Source organism: Legionella anisa (genome assembly GCF_001467525.1).
In the GTDB taxonomy this organism is placed as follows: domain Bacteria; phylum Pseudomonadota; class Gammaproteobacteria; order Legionellales; family Legionellaceae; genus Legionella; species Legionella anisa.
Map to the genome: position 1 here is coordinate 191437 of NZ_LNXS01000022.1, position 18386 is coordinate 209822.

An 18386-nucleotide genomic window follows, 5' to 3' on the forward strand; every position below is an offset into this window, starting at 1 on the left:
CTTATCCTTTACAGGCTAACCCATTCCATTTAATCATTTATCCGCATGCTTTGCATAATAAAAAGCTTTCGCTACAGCCAATAAGGATTTGGATGGGACGCAGCTATAGTTCAAACAATCGCCACCCATTTTATCCGATTCAAGTAATGCAACCTTAAGGCCCAGTTGAGCACAACCCGACGCAAGGCTCAAGCCAGATGCCCCACCACTAATAATGGTCAAATCATAGTTAGGGAAAGAGCAGCTAGTACCAATAAACAGACCCTAATCAACTATCCAGTTGAACATTTATATCCCGTGCATCGGATTGTCCATGATCATCTACGATTCTAACAACAAACTTTCCAGGCTTGGCTTTCCATAAATAAGATTCTCCGGCATTAGTTTTTGCTATAAATGTTTCATTGATAAACCAGTATACATGAGCAACACCGGCGTCAGTTACTGCGGTAAGAGGAATGGTATTATTTTGTTGCGAATCAACACGAACAATATAGCTGATACCATTTTGTGGTGAAGTAATATGCGGGCTAATACCAGGATTGCCAGATAAGGTACAATCAGGCTCATAAAATGGTGGAATATGTCTTTGGATGCCAGCCTTCTTAAAAATGTTCAATAAATCAGAGGGCCAAAACTCGAAAATTTCAAAACGTGTATTTTCATCAATATGACACGTTCGTAACCCTGTTTTACTATTAATAGCAACTTCTCGATAAATTGTATCGGTAGTTATTGGGGATTTTCCAGGAATAAACCAACTCCACTCAGTATCCTTGCAATAACGCGTAGGCAACATTCCGGAAGCTTTACATACTTCTACTTTTTTCAAATTCATTTGCTCAGGGTGTTTTTCCAAAGCATGTATTGGTCCTCGCTCATGTTTTAATGCATCAACCAATTCAAAGAATAAGGGGGCAGCAATGTCTTTGCCAATAAATGCAGGATTAGCCTTATTATCAAAATTTCCTATCCATACTGATAAAACGTAAGGACCAAATACCCCTACAGTCCATGCATCACGATAACCAGATGACGTTCCAGTTTTCCAGGACACTGGTAAACGAGGCCATGCTCTGGAAACATCATCCAGGCGAGGAGTGTTTTTTAGCATATCTAATACAAGATAGCTTGCCTCTGGACTAAGCAAACGTATACCTTTTGGTTTTATTTCATTTTTAAGTGTTCGAATTGGATACCAAATTCCATCATTAGCTAACATGGCGTATAGACCAACAAGCTCCTTCATTGTTAATTCCACACCGCCTAAACTCAATGATAATCCATAATACGACTCTGATCGTAATTGACTGATTTGAGCCTTTTCCAATAATTGATGTAATGTTGGATTAGTTAATTGGCTGGCAAGATAAATTGCGGGAATATTCCGGCTCAAGACTAGAGCATCCCTGGCTTTAATGGGCCCCATAAACTCATAATCAAAATTTTCCGGGTTATAACCATTAAAACTATGAGGAACATCTTTTAAAACAGTATCCGGGTGAATTAACCCTTGATCCAATGCCAATCCATAGATAAATGGTTTCAACGTAGAGCCAGGAGAGCGTTTCGTTTCTGCACCATTAATTTGTCCGCTAATATTTTGATTGAAAAAATCGGCTGACCCTAACATTCCTTTAATGCCCATATCTCGAGTATCTATGAGTAAAACAGCTGCATTATTTACTCCTATGCCTTTTTTTCTGGCGAGATAATGATGCGTAATTCGCTCGATAATCATTTGAATACGATAATCCAGGGTCGTATCAATGCTTTGCTGTTTCGTTTTTGAATCATACAGGATTTCGTTTGTAAAATGTGGTGCATCAAAAGGAAGCATATGCGTGTTTTGCATCACCAAAGGTAAAGCAAACATGCCTTTTTTATTAAGGTCTTCGGGATGTTTATTTAACCACCTTCCTAATAAGTGCTCCCTAATTTTTTTTAATTCCTGATTATTAGGTGTTCTTTTACCTGGATTTTGTGGAATGATGCTTAACGTTAAAGATTGTGGCAGAGTAACTCTATTTACAGAGGTGCCAAAATAAACCAAACTTGCAGCCCCTACTCCTTCAACATTGCCGCCATAAGGTGCCAAATTTAAATAGGCTTCCAGGATTTCCTTTTTGCTGTAGTGCATTTCAATTTGTATGGCACGAATAATTTGTAATAGCTTTCCTGATATTTTTTTTGAATTCATACCATAGCGCATACGAGCAACTTGCATGGTAATTGTTGAAGCACCTATTCTACGTGACTGTGCACCATAAGTTTGCCATATTGCTTTTACTGTAGCCCAAGGATTAATACCATAATGCCAATAAAAGTATTGATCTTCTTGTAATAAAGTTGCTTCAATAAGCTGCGGAGATATCTGCGATAGAGGAGTAAATAGTCGATATTTCTCGTCCCGACTTAATGTCAGCCTTAATAGTTTATGATGCTCATCGTAAACTGCTTTAGAAAAGCTTGTCCCTTCCAATAATATAGGTTTGGGTAAAAAGAATAATATCAAATAGCCGCTGACAAGCAGCGTAATAAGGATTATGCTTAGTTTTTTAAATAGTTTATTCATAGTCGCTATTATGCACTAATTAGAGTAAAATATATGCAAAAATTTTTCAGTTCAATTCACTCCTGGAATAAATGATGACTAAAAATCCGCTGTCTCTATTACTAAATGCATTTTCATCTGTATTTGGCAAATTAAATTGGCGCAGCCCCCCATGGATGAATTACTTATGTCATAAATCAAAATCATCTCCAAAAATGTTTTGGGGAATCAGTATCTTAATACTTCTCGTTCTAATTACAGCAGGCTATTCCATATGTTGGTATAAAAATTTACCAAAACCGATATATACTACAGCACAAATTACAGTTCCAGATATAACACCGAATACTGAAGAACAATTAGTACCTAACAACTTAATTATTGATTTTGGGATAAAAAATCACGGCTTTATCAATCAATCAGTTGCACCCCTGAGTCAAGTTGGGCAAACTGTAACTGAAGGCATAGAAATGACACCTGAAATGCCTGGAACATGGACATGGAATTCCGACAGTCAATTGGTCTTTACCCCGTCAGAAGATTGGCCTGCGGGACAAAAATTTACTATCCATTTTGCTCCTGATTTCTTTGCCCCCAATGCAAATATGGAAAGCAATGTATATTCTTTTTCTACTCATCCCTTCATTGGCAAAATCACTGAATTTAAACTTTATCAAGATCCCGTCCATGCTGAAATAAGAAACGCCGTAGCCACAATAGAGTTTAATTATCCAGTTAATCCTAAAAGCTTGGAAAAAAACACATCGTTAGTATATCAGACAAAGTCAGGTTCTGCGGGTGAAAAACTTCCCATTACTTTTACTTATGATAAAAATAAGCGCGTGGCTTACCTGCATTCTGAAACGATAAAAATAAACGATGTAGCCCGTTATCTACGTTTAACCTTAGACAAAAATGTTACTTCATCTACTGATTCGAACCATTTACAACATGGATTATCACAAAATCTATTGATCCCTAGTGCACAGGATTTTCTTAAAGTGATTTCTGCTTCGGCCTCCATTATTCGCAATGATAAAGACAGACCTGAGCAAGTCCTTACGGTCGAAACCTCCCTGGGAATAAATGAGAATGAATTTAACAAGTCAGTACATGTTTTTTTACTGCCGAAAGATCGCCCAGCAACTGTAGCTGAAGCTGCCAAAGAAAATTATCAATGGCAAAATCCAGGAGAAGTGACTCAAGCAGTTCTTTCTCTAGCCTCACCCTTGACAAAAGAAGCCATTCCCACAGAGCAAAATTATTCCACGCTGCACAGCTTTAAATTCAAAGCAGATACTCCTCGATATATATACATTAAAATTGATAAAGGAATGCAAGGCTTCGGCGATTTTACTTTAGGGACTGAGTATGCAGCAGTTATTCCTGTTCCTGTGATACCTAGAGAGATCGGTTTTTTACATAAAGGTTCGCTGCTTGCTTTAAGCGGGGAGAAAAAACTTTCTGTACTGGTTCGAGGCGTCCCAGCAGTGAAGTTCGATTTCGCGCGTGTGTTACCTGAAAACATCAACCAATTAATAACTCAAACCCAAGGCGATTTTAATAATCCCTATTTTATTAATCCTACATTTAATCAACAAAATATCAGCCAAATATCATCAGAGATTCAAGAGTTTGATAGTTCTGATTTAGCAAAGCAACAATATACTGCACTTGATTTCAGCAAGTATCTGACAATGAATACGAATACTCTAGGCCCACAAGGGTTATTTTTATTACAGGCTACTGGCTGGGATGTTACGAACAAAACGGCGTTGGATGTAAAAGGAAGCCGAATGATATTGATTACTGATCTGGCTTTGTTAGTAAAAGATAATCAAGATGGTAGCCATGATGTATTTGTAAATTCCATAACCCAAGGAACTCCAGTTGCCAATGCAACAGTAACCGTTTTAGGTAAAAATGGGTTGCCCATTTTATCACGTACAAGTGATGTTCAAGGGCGAGTTAGTTTCCCGCCTTTAAAAGACTTTGTTGACGATAGAGAGCCTACTGTGTATTTGGCCCAATTGAATAATGACGTCTCATTTATTCCATTCAACAATGCCAATCGACAGTTAAATTTTTCTAAATTTGACATTGGTGGACTTTATACCACCAATCAAGAATTACATAGTTTAAGCGCATATCTTTTCTCTGATAGAGGAATTTACAGACCAGGAGATACCGTTCATGTCGGTATGATAGTTAAGCAAGCTTATGCCCAACCGCAACCAGGGGGATTACCGCTGCAGGTAACTGTAATCGATTCAAGAGGGACAACAATCAAAGACGAAAAAATTACCCTCAGTGATCTAGGCTACATGGACCTTGATTTCTCCACGAGCGCCACATCTCCTACCGGCCAGTACATGATCAATTTGTATTTGGTAAAAGATGGATACCCTCAAAACCTTCTGGGTTCCACTACGGTTCGTGTTTCTGAGTTTTTACCAGATAGGATGCGAATCACGAGCAGTCTGTCTCCAAAACCATCTGCTGGCTGGAGTTCACCGACTGGATTAAAAGGTGAAGTAAATCTCTGGAATTTATATGGGGCTCCTGCTGCTGATCGAAAAGTCAGTGCCAAGATCCTGTTAGTACCACAAAAAGTTGAATTTGATAAATATCCTGACTATGTCTTTGCTGATCCTTTGTTGGACCCCAAAAAACCGCCTAAAGTGTTCACTGAAACACTAAATGATGCTAAAACAGATGATAAAGGTGAAGCAGAGTTTGATTTAAATCTTGATCGTTTTGAAAAGGCAACTTATCAGCTAACATTTTTTGCTGAAGGCTTCGAGTCTGAAAGCGGTCGTAGTGTAACAACTCAAACAAAAACCTTGATCAGTCCTCTACCCTATTTTGTAGGATACAAACCTGATGGTGACTTATCCTTTATTAAGCAAAACAGTGCCAGAAGTGTTAATTATATTGCTATTAATCCTGAATTGAATAAAGAAAAAATAAATGACTTAAAGATTCAACTGATTTCATTACATCCAGTCACAACTTTAGTTAAAAAAGCGGATGGTACCTATCAATATCAATCAGTTATTCAATCTACAATAGTAAACACCACTCCATTGAGTATTTCGGAGCAGGGAACCGATTACACGTTACCTACTGACCAAATTGGTGATTTTTCATTAAGCATACTTGGGAAAGATAATACAGTCCTGAATCAGTTAAAATTCAGTGTTGTAGGTGCAAGCCAACAACCTTTAGCTAAGAACGCTGAATTATCGATTAAACTCAATAAAACTGAATACCAAGCTAATGAGGATATCGAAATACAAATTACTGCACCGTACACAGGCTCAGGTTTAATTACAATAGAACGTGATAAGGTTTATGCGGCACAATGGTTTAAAACAGATACAACTAATTCGGTACAAACCATTCATATACCTGCTGATTTTCAAGGGGATGGATACATCAATGTCGCCTTTATACGGGATTGGAACTCTCCTGAAATCTTCATAAGTCCACTCAGTTATAGTGTTGCCCCATTTACCGTCAACCATGAAAGCCATAACATAAAAATTGATCTGCAAACCGCAGCTGTTTCACGTCCTGGCGAACCGTTCACTATAGATTATCATACGGATAAGCCAGGTAAAATTATTGTCTTTGCAGTGGATGAAGGTATTCTACAAGTTGCGCGCTATGAGACACCAGATCCTTTATCTTTCTTTTTCCAAAAGCATGCTCTTGAAGTTTTGACCCAACAAACTGTAGATCAAATCATGCCGAAATTTATTCAAGACAGGGAGCTTTCTGCGATTGGAGGAGATGACGGTGAAGAAGGCATGGCAAGTCGTCTTAATCCTTTTAAACGAAAAACTGAATTACCTGTGGCGTATTGGTCCGGGATTATTGATACTGATTCAAACAATCGTCAATTAGTATATCAAGTTCCTGATTACTTTAATGGAACATTACGCGTCATGGCAGTAGCAGTATCATCCGATTCAGTAGGTTCGCGTGAAACATCTGCTGAAATTCGCGGTGATTTCATTATTAATCCCAATGTTCCAACATTTGTTGCGCCAGGAGATGAATTCCAAATCTCTGCATCTGTTGCAAATAACATTAAAGGCTCTGGGGCGAATGCACTGATTAATGTACATTTAACAGCTTCTCCTGAAATCGAAATTATCGGCTCACCAACCCAAACTCTGGAAATTGCTGAAGGCCACGAACAAACAGTTCATTTTAAACTAAAGGCCAAATCACTTTTAGGAGCAGCCAAGTTAAACTTTAAAGCCAGTTTAGGTGATAAAGCCAGTGCAATGAGTGCAACACTCAGTGTCAGGCCCGCTACACCTCTAAGCACCTATATCAATAGTGGCAAATCAGCAGAGGCTCAAAAAACTTTAGATATTATGCAAACATTTTATCCAGAATATCGTAAAGTAACAGCAACTCTTTCTACTAGTCCGATGATTCTAGTATTTGGCTTACAGCGTTATCTTGATAATTATCCTTATGGATGCACTGAACAATTAACAAGTAAAGCCCTCCCCTTATTGGCAATGAACAATCAAACTGGTTTTGGTGAAGAAACGAAACAAGTTAATGAAAAAGTAAATGCTGCAATTCAAATGCTAAGTCAGCGGCAAATGTCAAATGGCGGATTTAGTTATTGGCCGGGGCTAAGTGATAATCAGGGTAATGATTTTGCATCGGTTTATGCAATGCATTTCCTGACCGAAGCGAAAAACCAAGGATTTAATGTTCCTAGTGATCTGTTCTTTAATGGCATCAACTATCTTAAAACCTTAGCAGGTCAAAATGTAGCAGATATGGATGCAGCAAGAGTTCAAGCTTATGCCATTTATATTTTAACCCGCAATGAAGTAGTAACAACCAATTATCTGGCTAACCTGCAATTGTATCTGGAAAAAGATAAAACAAAAGCATGGCAAACAGACATTACCACAGCGTATATTGCTGCTTCCTATCAGTTACTGCAAAGTCATGATGAAGCAAATCAATTAATTGGTTTGTACAAGCCACAGAATAATCAGGCTTATGTTACTGATTTTTATAGTAGTGCGATTGCTGATGCGCAGTACTTATATCTTGTCGCAAAACATTTCCCTAACTTATTACCCCAAGTAGGTGATGAGTTGCTCAAGCGCTTAATTCAGGCAATCAATGATAATGAAATCAATACCGTGTTATCTGGGTTTACAAGCTTGGCTTTAGGAGCATATCATCCGAATCTGCCAAATGAGCCAACTTCGGCTTTGTCAATGACAAAAATCATGGCCAATAATAAGGAAGTTGATGTCCCTTCCACTAATCCAAACTACCAAAAAACGGATATTGATCCTGATGTCCAAAAAATACGTTTTAACAACCCTGATAAAAAGACGTTTTTCTATCAACTCATGCAATCAGGTTTTAATCAAACTAGTGCAAAAGCTCCTTTAAAACAAGGCTTAGAAATCTTCCGAGAATATAAAGATGCGAAAGGAAATGTGATTCACTCAACACCCTTAGGCAGTGAAATTCAAGTGCATATTCAAATTCGTGCATTAGGAAGTGATTATTTATCCAATATTGCTATTGAAGATCTTTTGCCTGGTGGTTTTGAAGTGGTAAACGACTCTGTAAAAAACAATACAATGGATTTTGTTGATGTTCGCGAAGATAGAGTCAATTTCTTCGGTGGAGTTGAGTCTGCTGCCAAAGAAATAGTTTATAAAATCAAAGCAGTAAATGTAGGAAAATACATTGTTCCACCCGCTTATGCTGAAGCCATGTACAATCCGAATACGAAGGCACAAGGTGTTTCCTCAGAAATTACAGTTACTGAAACGCCATAATACTTTCGGTATCAGTTCAGCAAGTGTACGCGAGTTGCTTGCCACTGAATCTTCTACATATTGCTGAAAAACCTGGCCAGCTCTGCTCCGACGTCCCGCGGCTTTGTCCCTGAGAGTTCCTCACAAAATTTAACCAGGTGGAATGTCATTTGTTGCCCGTCATCCCTGCCTACGCAGGGATGACAGCCTTACAACATCCAGGTTACTGCAATAACTCCGCTTTCTCTCAAGGATATGCACTATTTTTATAAAATACTGAAATCAAAGTGCCTAAAAATTATAAAAAATAATAAAAAATACAGCGGATTTAATTGCATTTATAAATCGATCTGTTTTAGATTTAGCACACTATTAGATAACTCGACACACAAATCATTTGATGTGGTCGGATAAAAAATTGTTACTATTTAAATGGTGTATTCATGAATAATTTAAAAAAAGGCATTAGCAGGTTAATTTTTATGGGTAGATGGCTACAGCTTCCTCTCTATTTTGGCCTAATTTTAATACTGGCTGTTTATGTTTATCGCTTTATTCATGAACTGTACGATTTAGTAATTCATCTCAACAAAATTAATGATACACTCATCATGTTAGGCGTGCTCGATCTGATTGATGTGGTTATGATTGCGAATCTTCTGATTATGGTCGTTATGGGAGGATATGAAACCTTTATTTCTCCGCTTGCTCTTGACTCGCATCCAGATCAACCTGAATGGCTTGATCATCTTGACGCTGGCGCTATGAAAGTAAAGCTTGCTCTTTCATTAATTGGAATATCCTCAATTCACTTATTAAGAACATTTATTGATCCAAATAAACTCAGTAACTTTTCCGTAATGTGGCAAGTAATAATTCATTTGACCTTGCTCATTTCAGCTTTGGCAATTGCATTTACAAATAAAATGCTTGTACAGAGTAAAACACATTAAAGGTTGAAGCAGCATGGATGCAAAAACAAATCTTAATTCACGTGGTGCGCATCAATTCCTTATAGATTGAAAGTGCGTTATAGATAAATGATTTTTCCATTTCTAAATCATATTCATTTGCCAAAAGTGGCTCTGAAAAAATATGTTGAAAATATTTTTCTGCTGCGTTTCTTGGAACATAAACCGAACTCACTTTACCGGTTTCCTCTTCATTAAAAAATGAAATGAGCGGATCATTATGTGCAGCGGGATTGTAGTTTAATTTGGCTCCCTCAATAATCGTTATGGGAAATTTTATTTTTTGTAAATTTCTCGCGATGCGCTCTTTTATGCCACCAACTACTAAATCGAACCCATATTGTTTTGTAAATTGAACTACATAATAAAACATCAATAACAATGTAAAATGTTGAGGCACACGATGTGTTACTACTTGGGGTGTTGAAATAATCCGCCCTACTTCAAATATTTTTTCCCTTGACGTATGCGCAATAATTGAAGGGCATGATTAAATGTCAAAATAATAATCGAGCATCGGGATAACTTTCCCATAAATAACCCTTAATGTGCCTATGATATGATCATCAAACGTCGTAATCACATAGTGGCAAACGGATTGTTAATCATACTCATCAACATCAAGTTCATTTGCATTGGATTGAATTAGTCCATTTTTTCTATAGACCAAATAACGGTAGTGGTACATCATTTGCTTTTCCTGCTCGTTGTCAGGATGTCCTACTTTTAGAGAGTGATTACCATCAACATCATTTATTACTAATTGAATACCAACATGCATCTTACACCTCTTTACCACCAACCCCCTCTATTTATTTTTTGTTTATTCAATCAGTATAGTAAATGTAATTGTAAATGCTCTGTTTATACCCATAAAAAATGCATAGTATGGGTCTTAAACTTTATTAAAGGCCCTTTCAATTATTCGACTTTAATCGTGCCACATCATAAATAGTAATAGGTAACTGAACTCCTTTAACCTTTACCCGAAGATGTCCATTAATTTCAATATCTTTTGCAACTTCCTGGTAAGTGGCTTCAGAAATCAGTATCTGTCCACCAAGACTTAGATCTTGAATTCGCGATGATAAATTCACTGAGGATCCTATAGCACTGTACTGCATTCGCTTCTTAGAACCAATATTTCCAACTACAGCAGAGCCTGTATTAATCCCCACGCCCATCTCGATATGCGGTAAATGTATCTTGCTATTGGTTTGATTCAGTTTTTTTAACACCCGTTGCATTTCTATAGCACAAGCCACAGCACTCAGTGAGTCATTTCCAGAGGAATATGGCGCACCAAAAATAGCCATAATCGCATCGCCAATATATGCATCAACAACGCCTTGATGCTTTTCGATTACAGGAACCATTTTACTAAAATAAGCGTTTAGAAGCGAAACAAGAGTTTCACCAGGAATTGATTCAGATAAAGGGGTAAAATTTCTTAAATCACTAAACAGAATTGTGATTTTATTTTCATGTCCGCCCAATTTTTGGCGATGAGGCGATTCAAGAATTGTATTGATTACTTCATCAGACATATAAAAACTAAATATCTTATGAATTAGCTTATTACGTGTTTCAAGTTGTTTTTTTACTTTTTGTAATAAAAGATTGGTCTTACGTAGGGTTAATTCATCTTTGACTATATTAGCCAAACTTAACAGAAGTTCCAATTGCCTTGAATCAAGCTCTTTTGGAGAGGTATCAGCCAGGCAAAAGGTACCTACATTATAGCCTTGGGGATCAGTCAAAGGAACGCCTGCATAAAAGCGAAGATAAGGATCTTGTTGTACGAAAGGACTGTTGACAAATCGTTTATCATGAAGTAAGTCGTTAATAATTAAGGGATCATTCTTTTTTATTGTCTCATTACAAAATGAAATACGTCGTGGTATTTGCTTTAAATTTAATCCATGCAGCGCTTTAAACCATTGCCTTTCTTCGTTAAGAAAAGAAATAAAACAAATTGGGATATTAAATAAATCAATCGCAAGACGTACCAATCGTTCGTAGCTTTCTTCGGGATCTGTATCCATAATGTTCAATGATTGAAGTGCATCGAGCCTTTGCATTTCTAAATCATGGGGAGTTTCTGTTTTTTTCGCCTTCATAATAGCTCGCTTATCCTGGCATTCCTAAATTAGCAAACCAATAGCCAAGTTATCCTTCACATACTGTCATTATAGATTAAATAATGTCACTTCTTTTGCATCACGATTAACTCATGGTATTCTCTGTTTAATTTCTGTTCTTGACCTATAAAAATGTTTACATTAAAAAACGAAAATGTGCACTCTAGGCAATTAAGCAAAGTTAATGAACGTGGTGAATACGCCTCATTTCCAGGAGTTACGGTAGTATCAGCCTGCTATCCTAAGCAAAAGGACTTTTGTGAAACGATTCATATGTGCTTAGTGAGTAACCCACTGATCATGCATCATTTTTTACCACTTCCCGCCCAAAGTTATCATATGACGACAATGAGCCTGGAAACAGAACAACAAATAGGAAGTTCATGGAATGAATTTATTACTCATAATTTGCCTCACTATCAAAAGATCAAGCAAACACTACAAAAAAACCCTCTTCATCCTTCAATTGAAGAAGTGGAAATCAGCATTGGTAGAACCCTTTCTCTCTTTGTATCTTTACCCAAAGAACAAGAAGCACAAATTAAGAAAATGGCCGCATCTTTAAATATCGAAGAAACAATACCTAAAGTTCTCCATATTACATTGGCATATTCACGCTTCAATAAAGAAATTTCCGAACAACTGTACGCAAAAATTATCAAAGAACTCAATAAAGCCATTGAAAAAATTAAATTTCCACTGGAAATTGCAGAATACACGCTTTGTTATTTTAATGACATGACGGCTTTCCCCTCTTGGGATGCAGAAAATAATCCATTTGTTCCATCTAAATCACCGCATCACGATCTAAGCTTCATGCAAGACAATAAAAAAGATACCGATGAATCCCAAGAGGCGCATGATCACGAAACGATGCTTACCATTTAGGTCATTATTTCAGTTGAAATAAACATTTTGATCTTATATTGTTGCTTCTTAATCATGCATGAATTAGGGAGTTTTCATGAAAAACCATTCAGGGATATTCAGGTTAAGTGATTATAAGATTCTTGATTATCTGATAAAGCATATTGATTTGGAAATAGATCTTTCTAAAAATCCTGTTCAATCAAAAGCTTTATTGACTATTGAGCCCAATCCAAAATCCAAATCTTATTCTACTGATTTGGAATTGGATGGTGAAAATATGCTCTTAGAGTTCGTTTCACTCGATGGCAAAAAGCTATCTCAAGAAGAATATGAACTAACAAAAGATTCTTTAATTATCAAAAATGTTCCTCAGGATCGGGTGTTTACACTCGAAACAACAACTCGTTTGGGCGAAAACACCGATTTATTTGGTTTATATGAAACAGAAGGAACCATTCTGGTGAAAGCTGAAACTGAAGGACTTCGCCGCGTTCTCTACTGTCATGACCGTCCTGATAATTTAGCTACCTACAAAACAACAGTTATTGCTAAAAAAGAAGACTACCCTGTCTTACTTTCCAATGGTTCACTTATTGAGCAAACCGATCGTGAGGCAGGACTTCATTCAGTAACCTGGGTAGATAAAGTTCCTAAGCCCAGTTATCTGTTTGCATTAGTTGCTGGAAAACTGCAAAAATCAGTAACTTATTTCAAAACACGTTCAGAGCGTGAGTTGCCAATTGAATTTTATGTTCCTCCTGCAGCGACAGCAAAATGTGATTTCGCTAAAGAAGTGTTAAAAGCGGCGATGCGCTGGGAAGAGGAAACTTTTGACTTAGAATGTGAGCTACCTCAGCATATGGTAGCCGGCGTGGATAAGTATGCCTCAGGCGCTTCTGAGCCGACAGGTTTAAATTTATTCAATACAGCAAACTTATTTGCTACCCCTGAAACCCGGACTGATGTGGATTTTTTACGCGTTTTAGAAGTTGTTGCCCATGAATACTTTCATTATTGGTCGGGTGATCGCGTCACTATTCGTGAGTGGTTTAACTTGCCCTTTAAAGAAGGATTAACCACATTTCGAGCTGCAATGTTTCGTGAGCGTTTATTTGGCACTGATTTAATTCGGATGCTCGATGGTAAAAACCTTGATGAACGTGCTCCACGACAAGATACCTATACCAATGTCAGAAGTCTTTACACACCTGCAGCTTATGAAAAAAGTGCCGATATTTTTCGAATGATGATGCTTTTCCTTGGCGAAGAAACGTTCTATAGGGGAATGAACCAATTTCTAAAAGAAAATGATGGCAGCGCGGTAACCATAGAAGATGTATTGGCGTCATTAAGTAAATCAACAAAAAAAGATATGAGTTCCTTTTTATATTGGTTTACTGAACCAGGTATTCCACAAATAACAGTTACTGATGAATATGATGCAGAAACAAAACGCTACACTTTAAAATTTAAAACTAAAGACGGAAAAGGAAGACCAATACCCATTGTTGTTGGATTACTGAATAATAAAGGTAAGGAAATTCAAGGTGATACCATGATCATGGTTGATAAATCAAATATGGAGTTTCATTTTAATCATGTTGATTCACGTCCTACCCCTTCTTTATTACGTAGTTTTTCTGCTCCGGTAACTCTTGATTTTGTATACAGTGCAGAGCAATTGCTGCTCCTAATGCAGCATGATAGTAATATCTATAATCGTTGCGAAGCAGCAAATAAACTAATCACCCAAATGGTCGAAGATTATTGTTCTGGTAAGACTATTACATGTACCCCTGAGTTTTTTAACGCATACCGAAGTATACTCAATGAAAAAAATACCTCTTTAAACTATTGGTTACTTGCCGAACTCATAGCCATACCCTCAGAAGAAGTCTTATTTTCCAGTATGCAAAATCAGGATTTTGAAAAAATAGCAGAGGCACGTCAATTGATTCAAAAGCAGCTAGCAAAAGAATTAAAAGAAGATATAGTACGTATGCAAAAAAATCTGGATACACTACCTGTCTCTAAGAGTTCGCCTTTTAAGTCGTTTGATATCTTATCAGCGGGAGCTCGACGTTTAAGACACGTTTGTCACGCTTATTTGGGTTCAATACAGTCTGAAAAAACAGAGCAACAGCTAATTGAGCAATTCGAGAACTCATTAGGTAAAAATATGACTGACTGTATCTCTGCACTCAACCTACTGTTAAGCAATAACTGCAGCCAATCAGGTAAACTATTGGCATCCTTTTATGACCTTTGGCAAAACGATCCAAGCGCTGTGAATTATTGGTTTAATGTTCAGGCAGCAGCCCATTCAGAACATGTAGTGAACTTGGTAAAGCAATTAATGCTGCATCCTGCCTTTGATTTGTCTAATCCAAATAAGGTGAATGCTTTATTAGGAACATTCATTAAAAACCCTTACGGATTCCATTCTATATCAGGAAAAGGCTATCAATTAATCGTCGATGCAATTCTGAAATTAGAAAAAATTAATCCAACGGTGGCTGCTAATTTAACAGAAAAATTCAATGGTTGGGATAAATATGATGAGAAAAGACAAAAGCTGATGTTAAGTCAATTGGAATTTATGAGTACAAATGCCGCAACTGCTGATGTGAGAAACATGGCAAAAAAGGGGTTAGAGAAGAGGAAGCTTGAGCTACCTCTTCTCATGCAACAAATGTTCTTTGGAACTCTTTCCCTAGCGGATTCAGAAACTCCGGATAAGAAAGACGAAAAAACTTATTCTTTCTGTTGATAAGGTGCTTTTAATTCGACTGACTTAAAGGGCCGTGAGCACCCTGTTTAACGGTACGCTTGCTCTGAACGAGCAATGCGTATGCGTTCACCAATGACTTAACGGCCTGCATTAAGATTCACTCTCCACCCTTCAGCTGCCTACCCTTTCCTGTGCGCCTCGCTTCGGGTTTCAGCACGCATTGATGGGCAGAAGATTGTTCTAAGTTGCTATCAACCGTGACGATTTTTATAATTTTAAAAGAATCTCGGAGCAACACTCTGAAGCAGTCTTCTTACTCAAACCCAGTTCCTCTTTACTCCGTGCCTCCTGCCGTTTATCGGTAAAAAAAGCCACCATACTGCGTGAAAAATACTTTTCTGGGAGATAAGCTTTCCCAAAATGAGTGTAAGCAGGTTTGCCTTCCAATACGCCTTGATTTAATAAAGCACCAGGGACAGCCTGTGCGACACGATCAGCAGCCTCTGCGGCCTCATTACCACTAACATTGACGCGTATAAATACATGTTCAAACTCAGGATTAGTGATGGTTAATTCTGGTTTTTTAAGTTTTGCAAATAAACTATCAGTTAAAATAATTTTAAATTGATTCTTGCATTCATTATGATGTTTTTTATAAACCGCCAGTAGTTCAGTTAAATAGACATCAAGATTTTCAATACCGGGATGAAGACCAAGACGAACATTCATATTGGGGTGCTTGGGGAGTTCATCGAGTACACAATTTAAAAAAGTACCATCAACAGCAACAGGCTGGGTAGTACTGCTTACAAAAGCAAAAGATTTCCCTCCAGCTATTTGCAAGCTTTTCCTTGTTTTATCTGACCTATCTTGTTCTGCTTTTAAGACTTTTGCCAATTCTTCATCACTTGCAGCTGCTTGAGGCTTGGCTGCAAAAGCATTATCAATGCTCAGATGCCCAATAATGTGCAATTTACTTTTGTCCACAACTCCAAAATCAATCGCTGCTTGGCTTAATGGCAATGCCCAGCGTATGTTAGATCTGTTTTTTAAGGTAGATAAATGATCCCATAACTTATGAGTATCAGGCTTGAACATAAATTCGTAAGCCATGAGTACTGGAATATCTTCTAGTGCTGCCGCGATTTGAAATGGAATGTCACTACTTATCGAGGGGATAACGCAATAGACTTGATCAACCCCCTCCTTTTGTAGGTATTTCATTAACTTATCGAGTTGTTCTTTGCTACAAAAACCATCCGGAAAAGATTTATTTTCATCGGCAAGTAACTCTGGCAATGTTATCTTAGTAGTCTTTAATGTCGAATTAAAACTCGCTATACGATCTTGGGCTGTTTTAGTTAATGGAATAAGAAGGATCTCATGTTTGCCATGAGCCGCTATTGCTTTAATCGAGCTTAATGCTAAATCCGTATCCCCAGTGCTACTAATAAAAAAAGCTAACTTCACGAAACACATCCAAAATTAAGTTATTAAGTAGACAATAATATCAAAAATAAAACTAAAAGTCCGTCAGTTTTCTCGGCAAGGTGAGTCGCTACACGAAATATTGGAAATAAGCGTCTTCCTATATATACCTGTTTGGCAAACTTGAAGAAAACTAGGAAGCAGATAAAGTGCTAATTAGATCTGCTTCCTAATTTTTAGTTGATTGAGAAACCATATTCTTCTGTTGTATCATCAGCATATTCACGTACTACTACTTCTTCTTTTTTCTTCTTAGATTCATTTCTATTCTGCACATCAAAGTATGCCGGATTAGTGTTGTTCGCACTTTCAGGCAGGAGTTCTGCTAGGCTATGAATAATCCGTTCCGGTTCATTAGAAACTAGTAGACCGTTCATTACTTCATATCCATTATTGATTTGTTCTTCGATGGAAATATCATTCGAAGAATCACTATCATTTATTTTTCTTTCCTCAGCGTTTGAAGGCACTGCATCATATCGATAATAATCTGAAAGCTCAGCATAATCTACAGATCGTACATTCATTTTTCCTGGGGTATGTTGGTCTACTTGTATCCTAAATGGCAACATAAAAAGTTGTTTTTTTCCATCCACTTCAAAAACCATCAAACTTTGATTTTCAGCAAAATTTAATGCATCTTTTTTTCGATGCTGGTTTGCATAATTTGGAAAAAATTTCGTTAAAGTATCTCGTATTGAATTACCATGCCCAACGACTATCACATCACCTGGATTATTGTTGGAGTCTTTTATTGAGTCTATTATTTCATTTGCTAATCCATATTCTCTTTCACAGTCTTTTGTTTTATTTACCTCAGAAGAATGATTATGGCCTGGGGAAGAATCTGACTCAAAAATCGTGGTATTATCTTCAATGATTTTCACTGAGGCTGCCTTTGACGCCTTATTCTTTTTTATCGCTTTTCCTGTAAGACCAAAACCAACAAATGAAGCAGCAAGCATCAATCGATGCTGAAGCTTGACACCAGAGAATGGATTAAGCAATTCAACATAGTCTGATTTTTTTTCAATGCCAACTCCTGAAGGTCCTTCGGCAATTTCTGTTATTTTACGTGAGGATTTAGCAAATACTTGAATACCCTTCTGGCTTAAATTCTCAACAAAGTGTGCTGCCGTCACAGTTGCTCGTGTCATGGTAGAAAATAATACCTTAACAGCGTTTGTGGTTGGATTTGTATTATGGACCAGCGATGAATAATCGAAATGGTTCATATTTTCATTAGCAGCTGAATTAATATTTGCATTAGGCTTGAATCCAAGTCCTTTATCCACTTCAGTACATTCTCCATGGCGAAATAATTGGATGAGTTTGAAATTTTCAGCCCCATATTCTTCACGAAGATAATTTTCAGTGGACTCATATAGTGATTTGGTTAAATTCTTTACTTCTTTTTGATATTGAGCATACCAATCAGGCGTTAAAATATTGCCATACCGTTCAAATACTGGTTCAAATATTGAGTTAAATTCATTAACTAACCTTTGTATCTCATCTTGATATTGTTCAAATTTAGATAATGCCATTTTTTATACCTATTATGATAATTACTATGCATATTATAAAATCTTTATCTTATTTGATTATTAGCAAAGCAATAAAATAATTTATATGTTGATAAGGTTAAGCTGTCTACTTTATTCAAAGAATTATTGTGATTAGGTGCCGTAGAGCAATTTGCTTTCGGCAATGAGCGAATAGCTTTCATTGTCGTCGATGAAAGCAATGGCAATACTTATGGAAGAGTAGGAAATAGAGCGTAACAAAAATGTTTAAGAAACCTTGGCGGTATCC

The 18386-nt window shown here is 37.1% G+C and carries 11 protein-coding genes; 4 read left to right on the forward strand and 7 right to left on the reverse strand.

All coding sequences use genetic code 11. The annotated features are described in order from the left end of the window. Positions 1 to 33 precede the first annotated feature (33 nt). Together Lani_RS08165 and pbpC are read right to left on the reverse strand one after the other, a co-directional pair. Entirely contained in the window at positions 34 to 222 is a 189-nt protein-coding gene (locus tag Lani_RS08165; protein WP_019232327.1) for an FAD-dependent oxidoreductase, read from the reverse strand. 46 nt (positions 223 to 268) lie between these two features. Continuing rightward, positions 269 to 2575 carry a penicillin-binding protein 1C gene (pbpC, locus tag Lani_RS08170; protein WP_019232328.1) on the reverse strand — a complete coding sequence of 769 codons (2307 nt, stop codon included), beginning with the start codon at positions 2573 to 2575 and terminating at the stop codon, positions 269 to 271. 74 nt (positions 2576 to 2649) lie between these two features. Here pbpC and Lani_RS08175 point away from each other — a divergent pair, with 74 nt between their 5' ends. Beyond that, positions 2650 to 8391, forward strand: coding sequence for an alpha-2-macroglobulin (locus tag Lani_RS08175; RefSeq protein ID WP_019232329.1), 5742 nt, complete (start codon positions 2650 to 2652; stop codon positions 8389 to 8391). Positions 8392 to 8813: 422 nt separating this feature from the next. Beyond that, a complete protein-coding gene (locus tag Lani_RS08180; protein ID WP_019232330.1) occupies positions 8814 to 9323 on the forward strand; it encodes a TIGR00645 family protein in 510 nt (169 codons plus the stop codon). Between the two features lie 37 nt (positions 9324 to 9360). On the opposite strand, the gene Lani_RS08185 is transcribed toward Lani_RS08180, so the two are convergent. The 3 genes from Lani_RS08185 to Lani_RS08195 all read right to left on the reverse strand — a co-directional run bounded on the left by Lani_RS08185 (position 9361) and on the right by Lani_RS08195 (position 11461). Continuing rightward, complete coding sequence (locus tag Lani_RS08185) at positions 9361 to 9741, reverse strand: hypothetical protein (protein ID WP_019232331.1); 381 nt, start codon at positions 9739 to 9741, stop codon at positions 9361 to 9363. A 201-nt stretch (positions 9742 to 9942) separates the two neighbouring features. Further along, positions 9943 to 10122: a hypothetical protein gene (locus tag Lani_RS08190; protein ID WP_019232332.1), complete on the reverse strand. Its 180-nt coding sequence runs from the start codon at positions 10120 to 10122 to the stop codon at positions 9943 to 9945. 136 nt (positions 10123 to 10258) lie between these two features. Beyond that, on the reverse strand, positions 10259 to 11461 hold the full coding sequence (locus Lani_RS08195; protein ID WP_019232333.1) for an adenylate/guanylate cyclase domain-containing protein: 1203 nt from the start codon (positions 11459 to 11461) through the stop codon (positions 10259 to 10261). 153 nt (positions 11462 to 11614) lie between these two features. On the opposite strand from Lani_RS08195, the gene Lani_RS08200 reads away from it, so the two are divergent. Continuing rightward, positions 11615 to 12370 carry a DUF1868 domain-containing protein gene (locus Lani_RS08200; protein ID WP_019232334.1) on the forward strand — a complete coding sequence of 252 codons (756 nt, stop codon included), beginning with the start codon at positions 11615 to 11617 and terminating at the stop codon, positions 12368 to 12370. A 76-nt stretch (positions 12371 to 12446) separates the two neighbouring features. Continuing rightward, positions 12447 to 15122, forward strand: a complete 2676-nt coding sequence (pepN, locus tag Lani_RS08205) for an aminopeptidase N (protein WP_019232335.1) — start codon at positions 12447 to 12449, stop codon at positions 15120 to 15122. Positions 15123 to 15350: 228 nt separating this feature from the next. Here the strand turns inward: pepN and Lani_RS08210 are convergent, their stop codons facing one another. Both Lani_RS08210 and Lani_RS08215 read right to left on the reverse strand, forming a co-directional pair. After that, on the reverse strand, positions 15351 to 16553 hold the full coding sequence (locus Lani_RS08210) for a hypothetical protein (protein WP_019232336.1): 1203 nt from the start codon (positions 16551 to 16553) through the stop codon (positions 15351 to 15353). 194 nt (positions 16554 to 16747) lie between these two features. Then, positions 16748 to 18118: a hypothetical protein gene (locus tag Lani_RS08215; protein ID WP_019232337.1), complete on the reverse strand. Its 1371-nt coding sequence runs from the start codon at positions 18116 to 18118 to the stop codon at positions 16748 to 16750. Positions 18119 to 18386: the final 268 nt, after the last annotated feature.

Coding starts and splice junctions, on each gene's coding strand:
- pbpC (WP_019232328.1), bottom strand. CDS start 2,575: ATGAATAAACTATTTAAAAAACTAAGCATAATCCTTATTACGCTGCTT.
- Lani_RS08175 (WP_019232329.1), top strand. CDS start 2,650: ATGACTAAAAATCCGCTGTCTCTATTACTAAATGCATTTTCATCTGTA.
- Lani_RS08180 (WP_019232330.1), top strand. CDS start 8,814: ATGAATAATTTAAAAAAAGGCATTAGCAGGTTAATTTTTATGGGTAGA.
- Lani_RS08190 (WP_019232332.1), bottom strand. CDS start 10,122: ATGCATGTTGGTATTCAATTAGTAATAAATGATGTTGATGGTAATCAC.
- Lani_RS08195 (WP_019232333.1), bottom strand. CDS start 11,461: ATGAAGGCGAAAAAAACAGAAACTCCCCATGATTTAGAAATGCAAAGG.
- Lani_RS08200 (WP_019232334.1), top strand. CDS start 11,615: ATGTTTACATTAAAAAACGAAAATGTGCACTCTAGGCAATTAAGCAAA.
- pepN (WP_019232335.1), top strand. CDS start 12,447: ATGAAAAACCATTCAGGGATATTCAGGTTAAGTGATTATAAGATTCTT.
- Lani_RS08215 (WP_019232337.1), bottom strand. CDS start 18,118: ATGGCATTATCTAAATTTGAACAATATCAAGATGAGATACAAAGGTTA.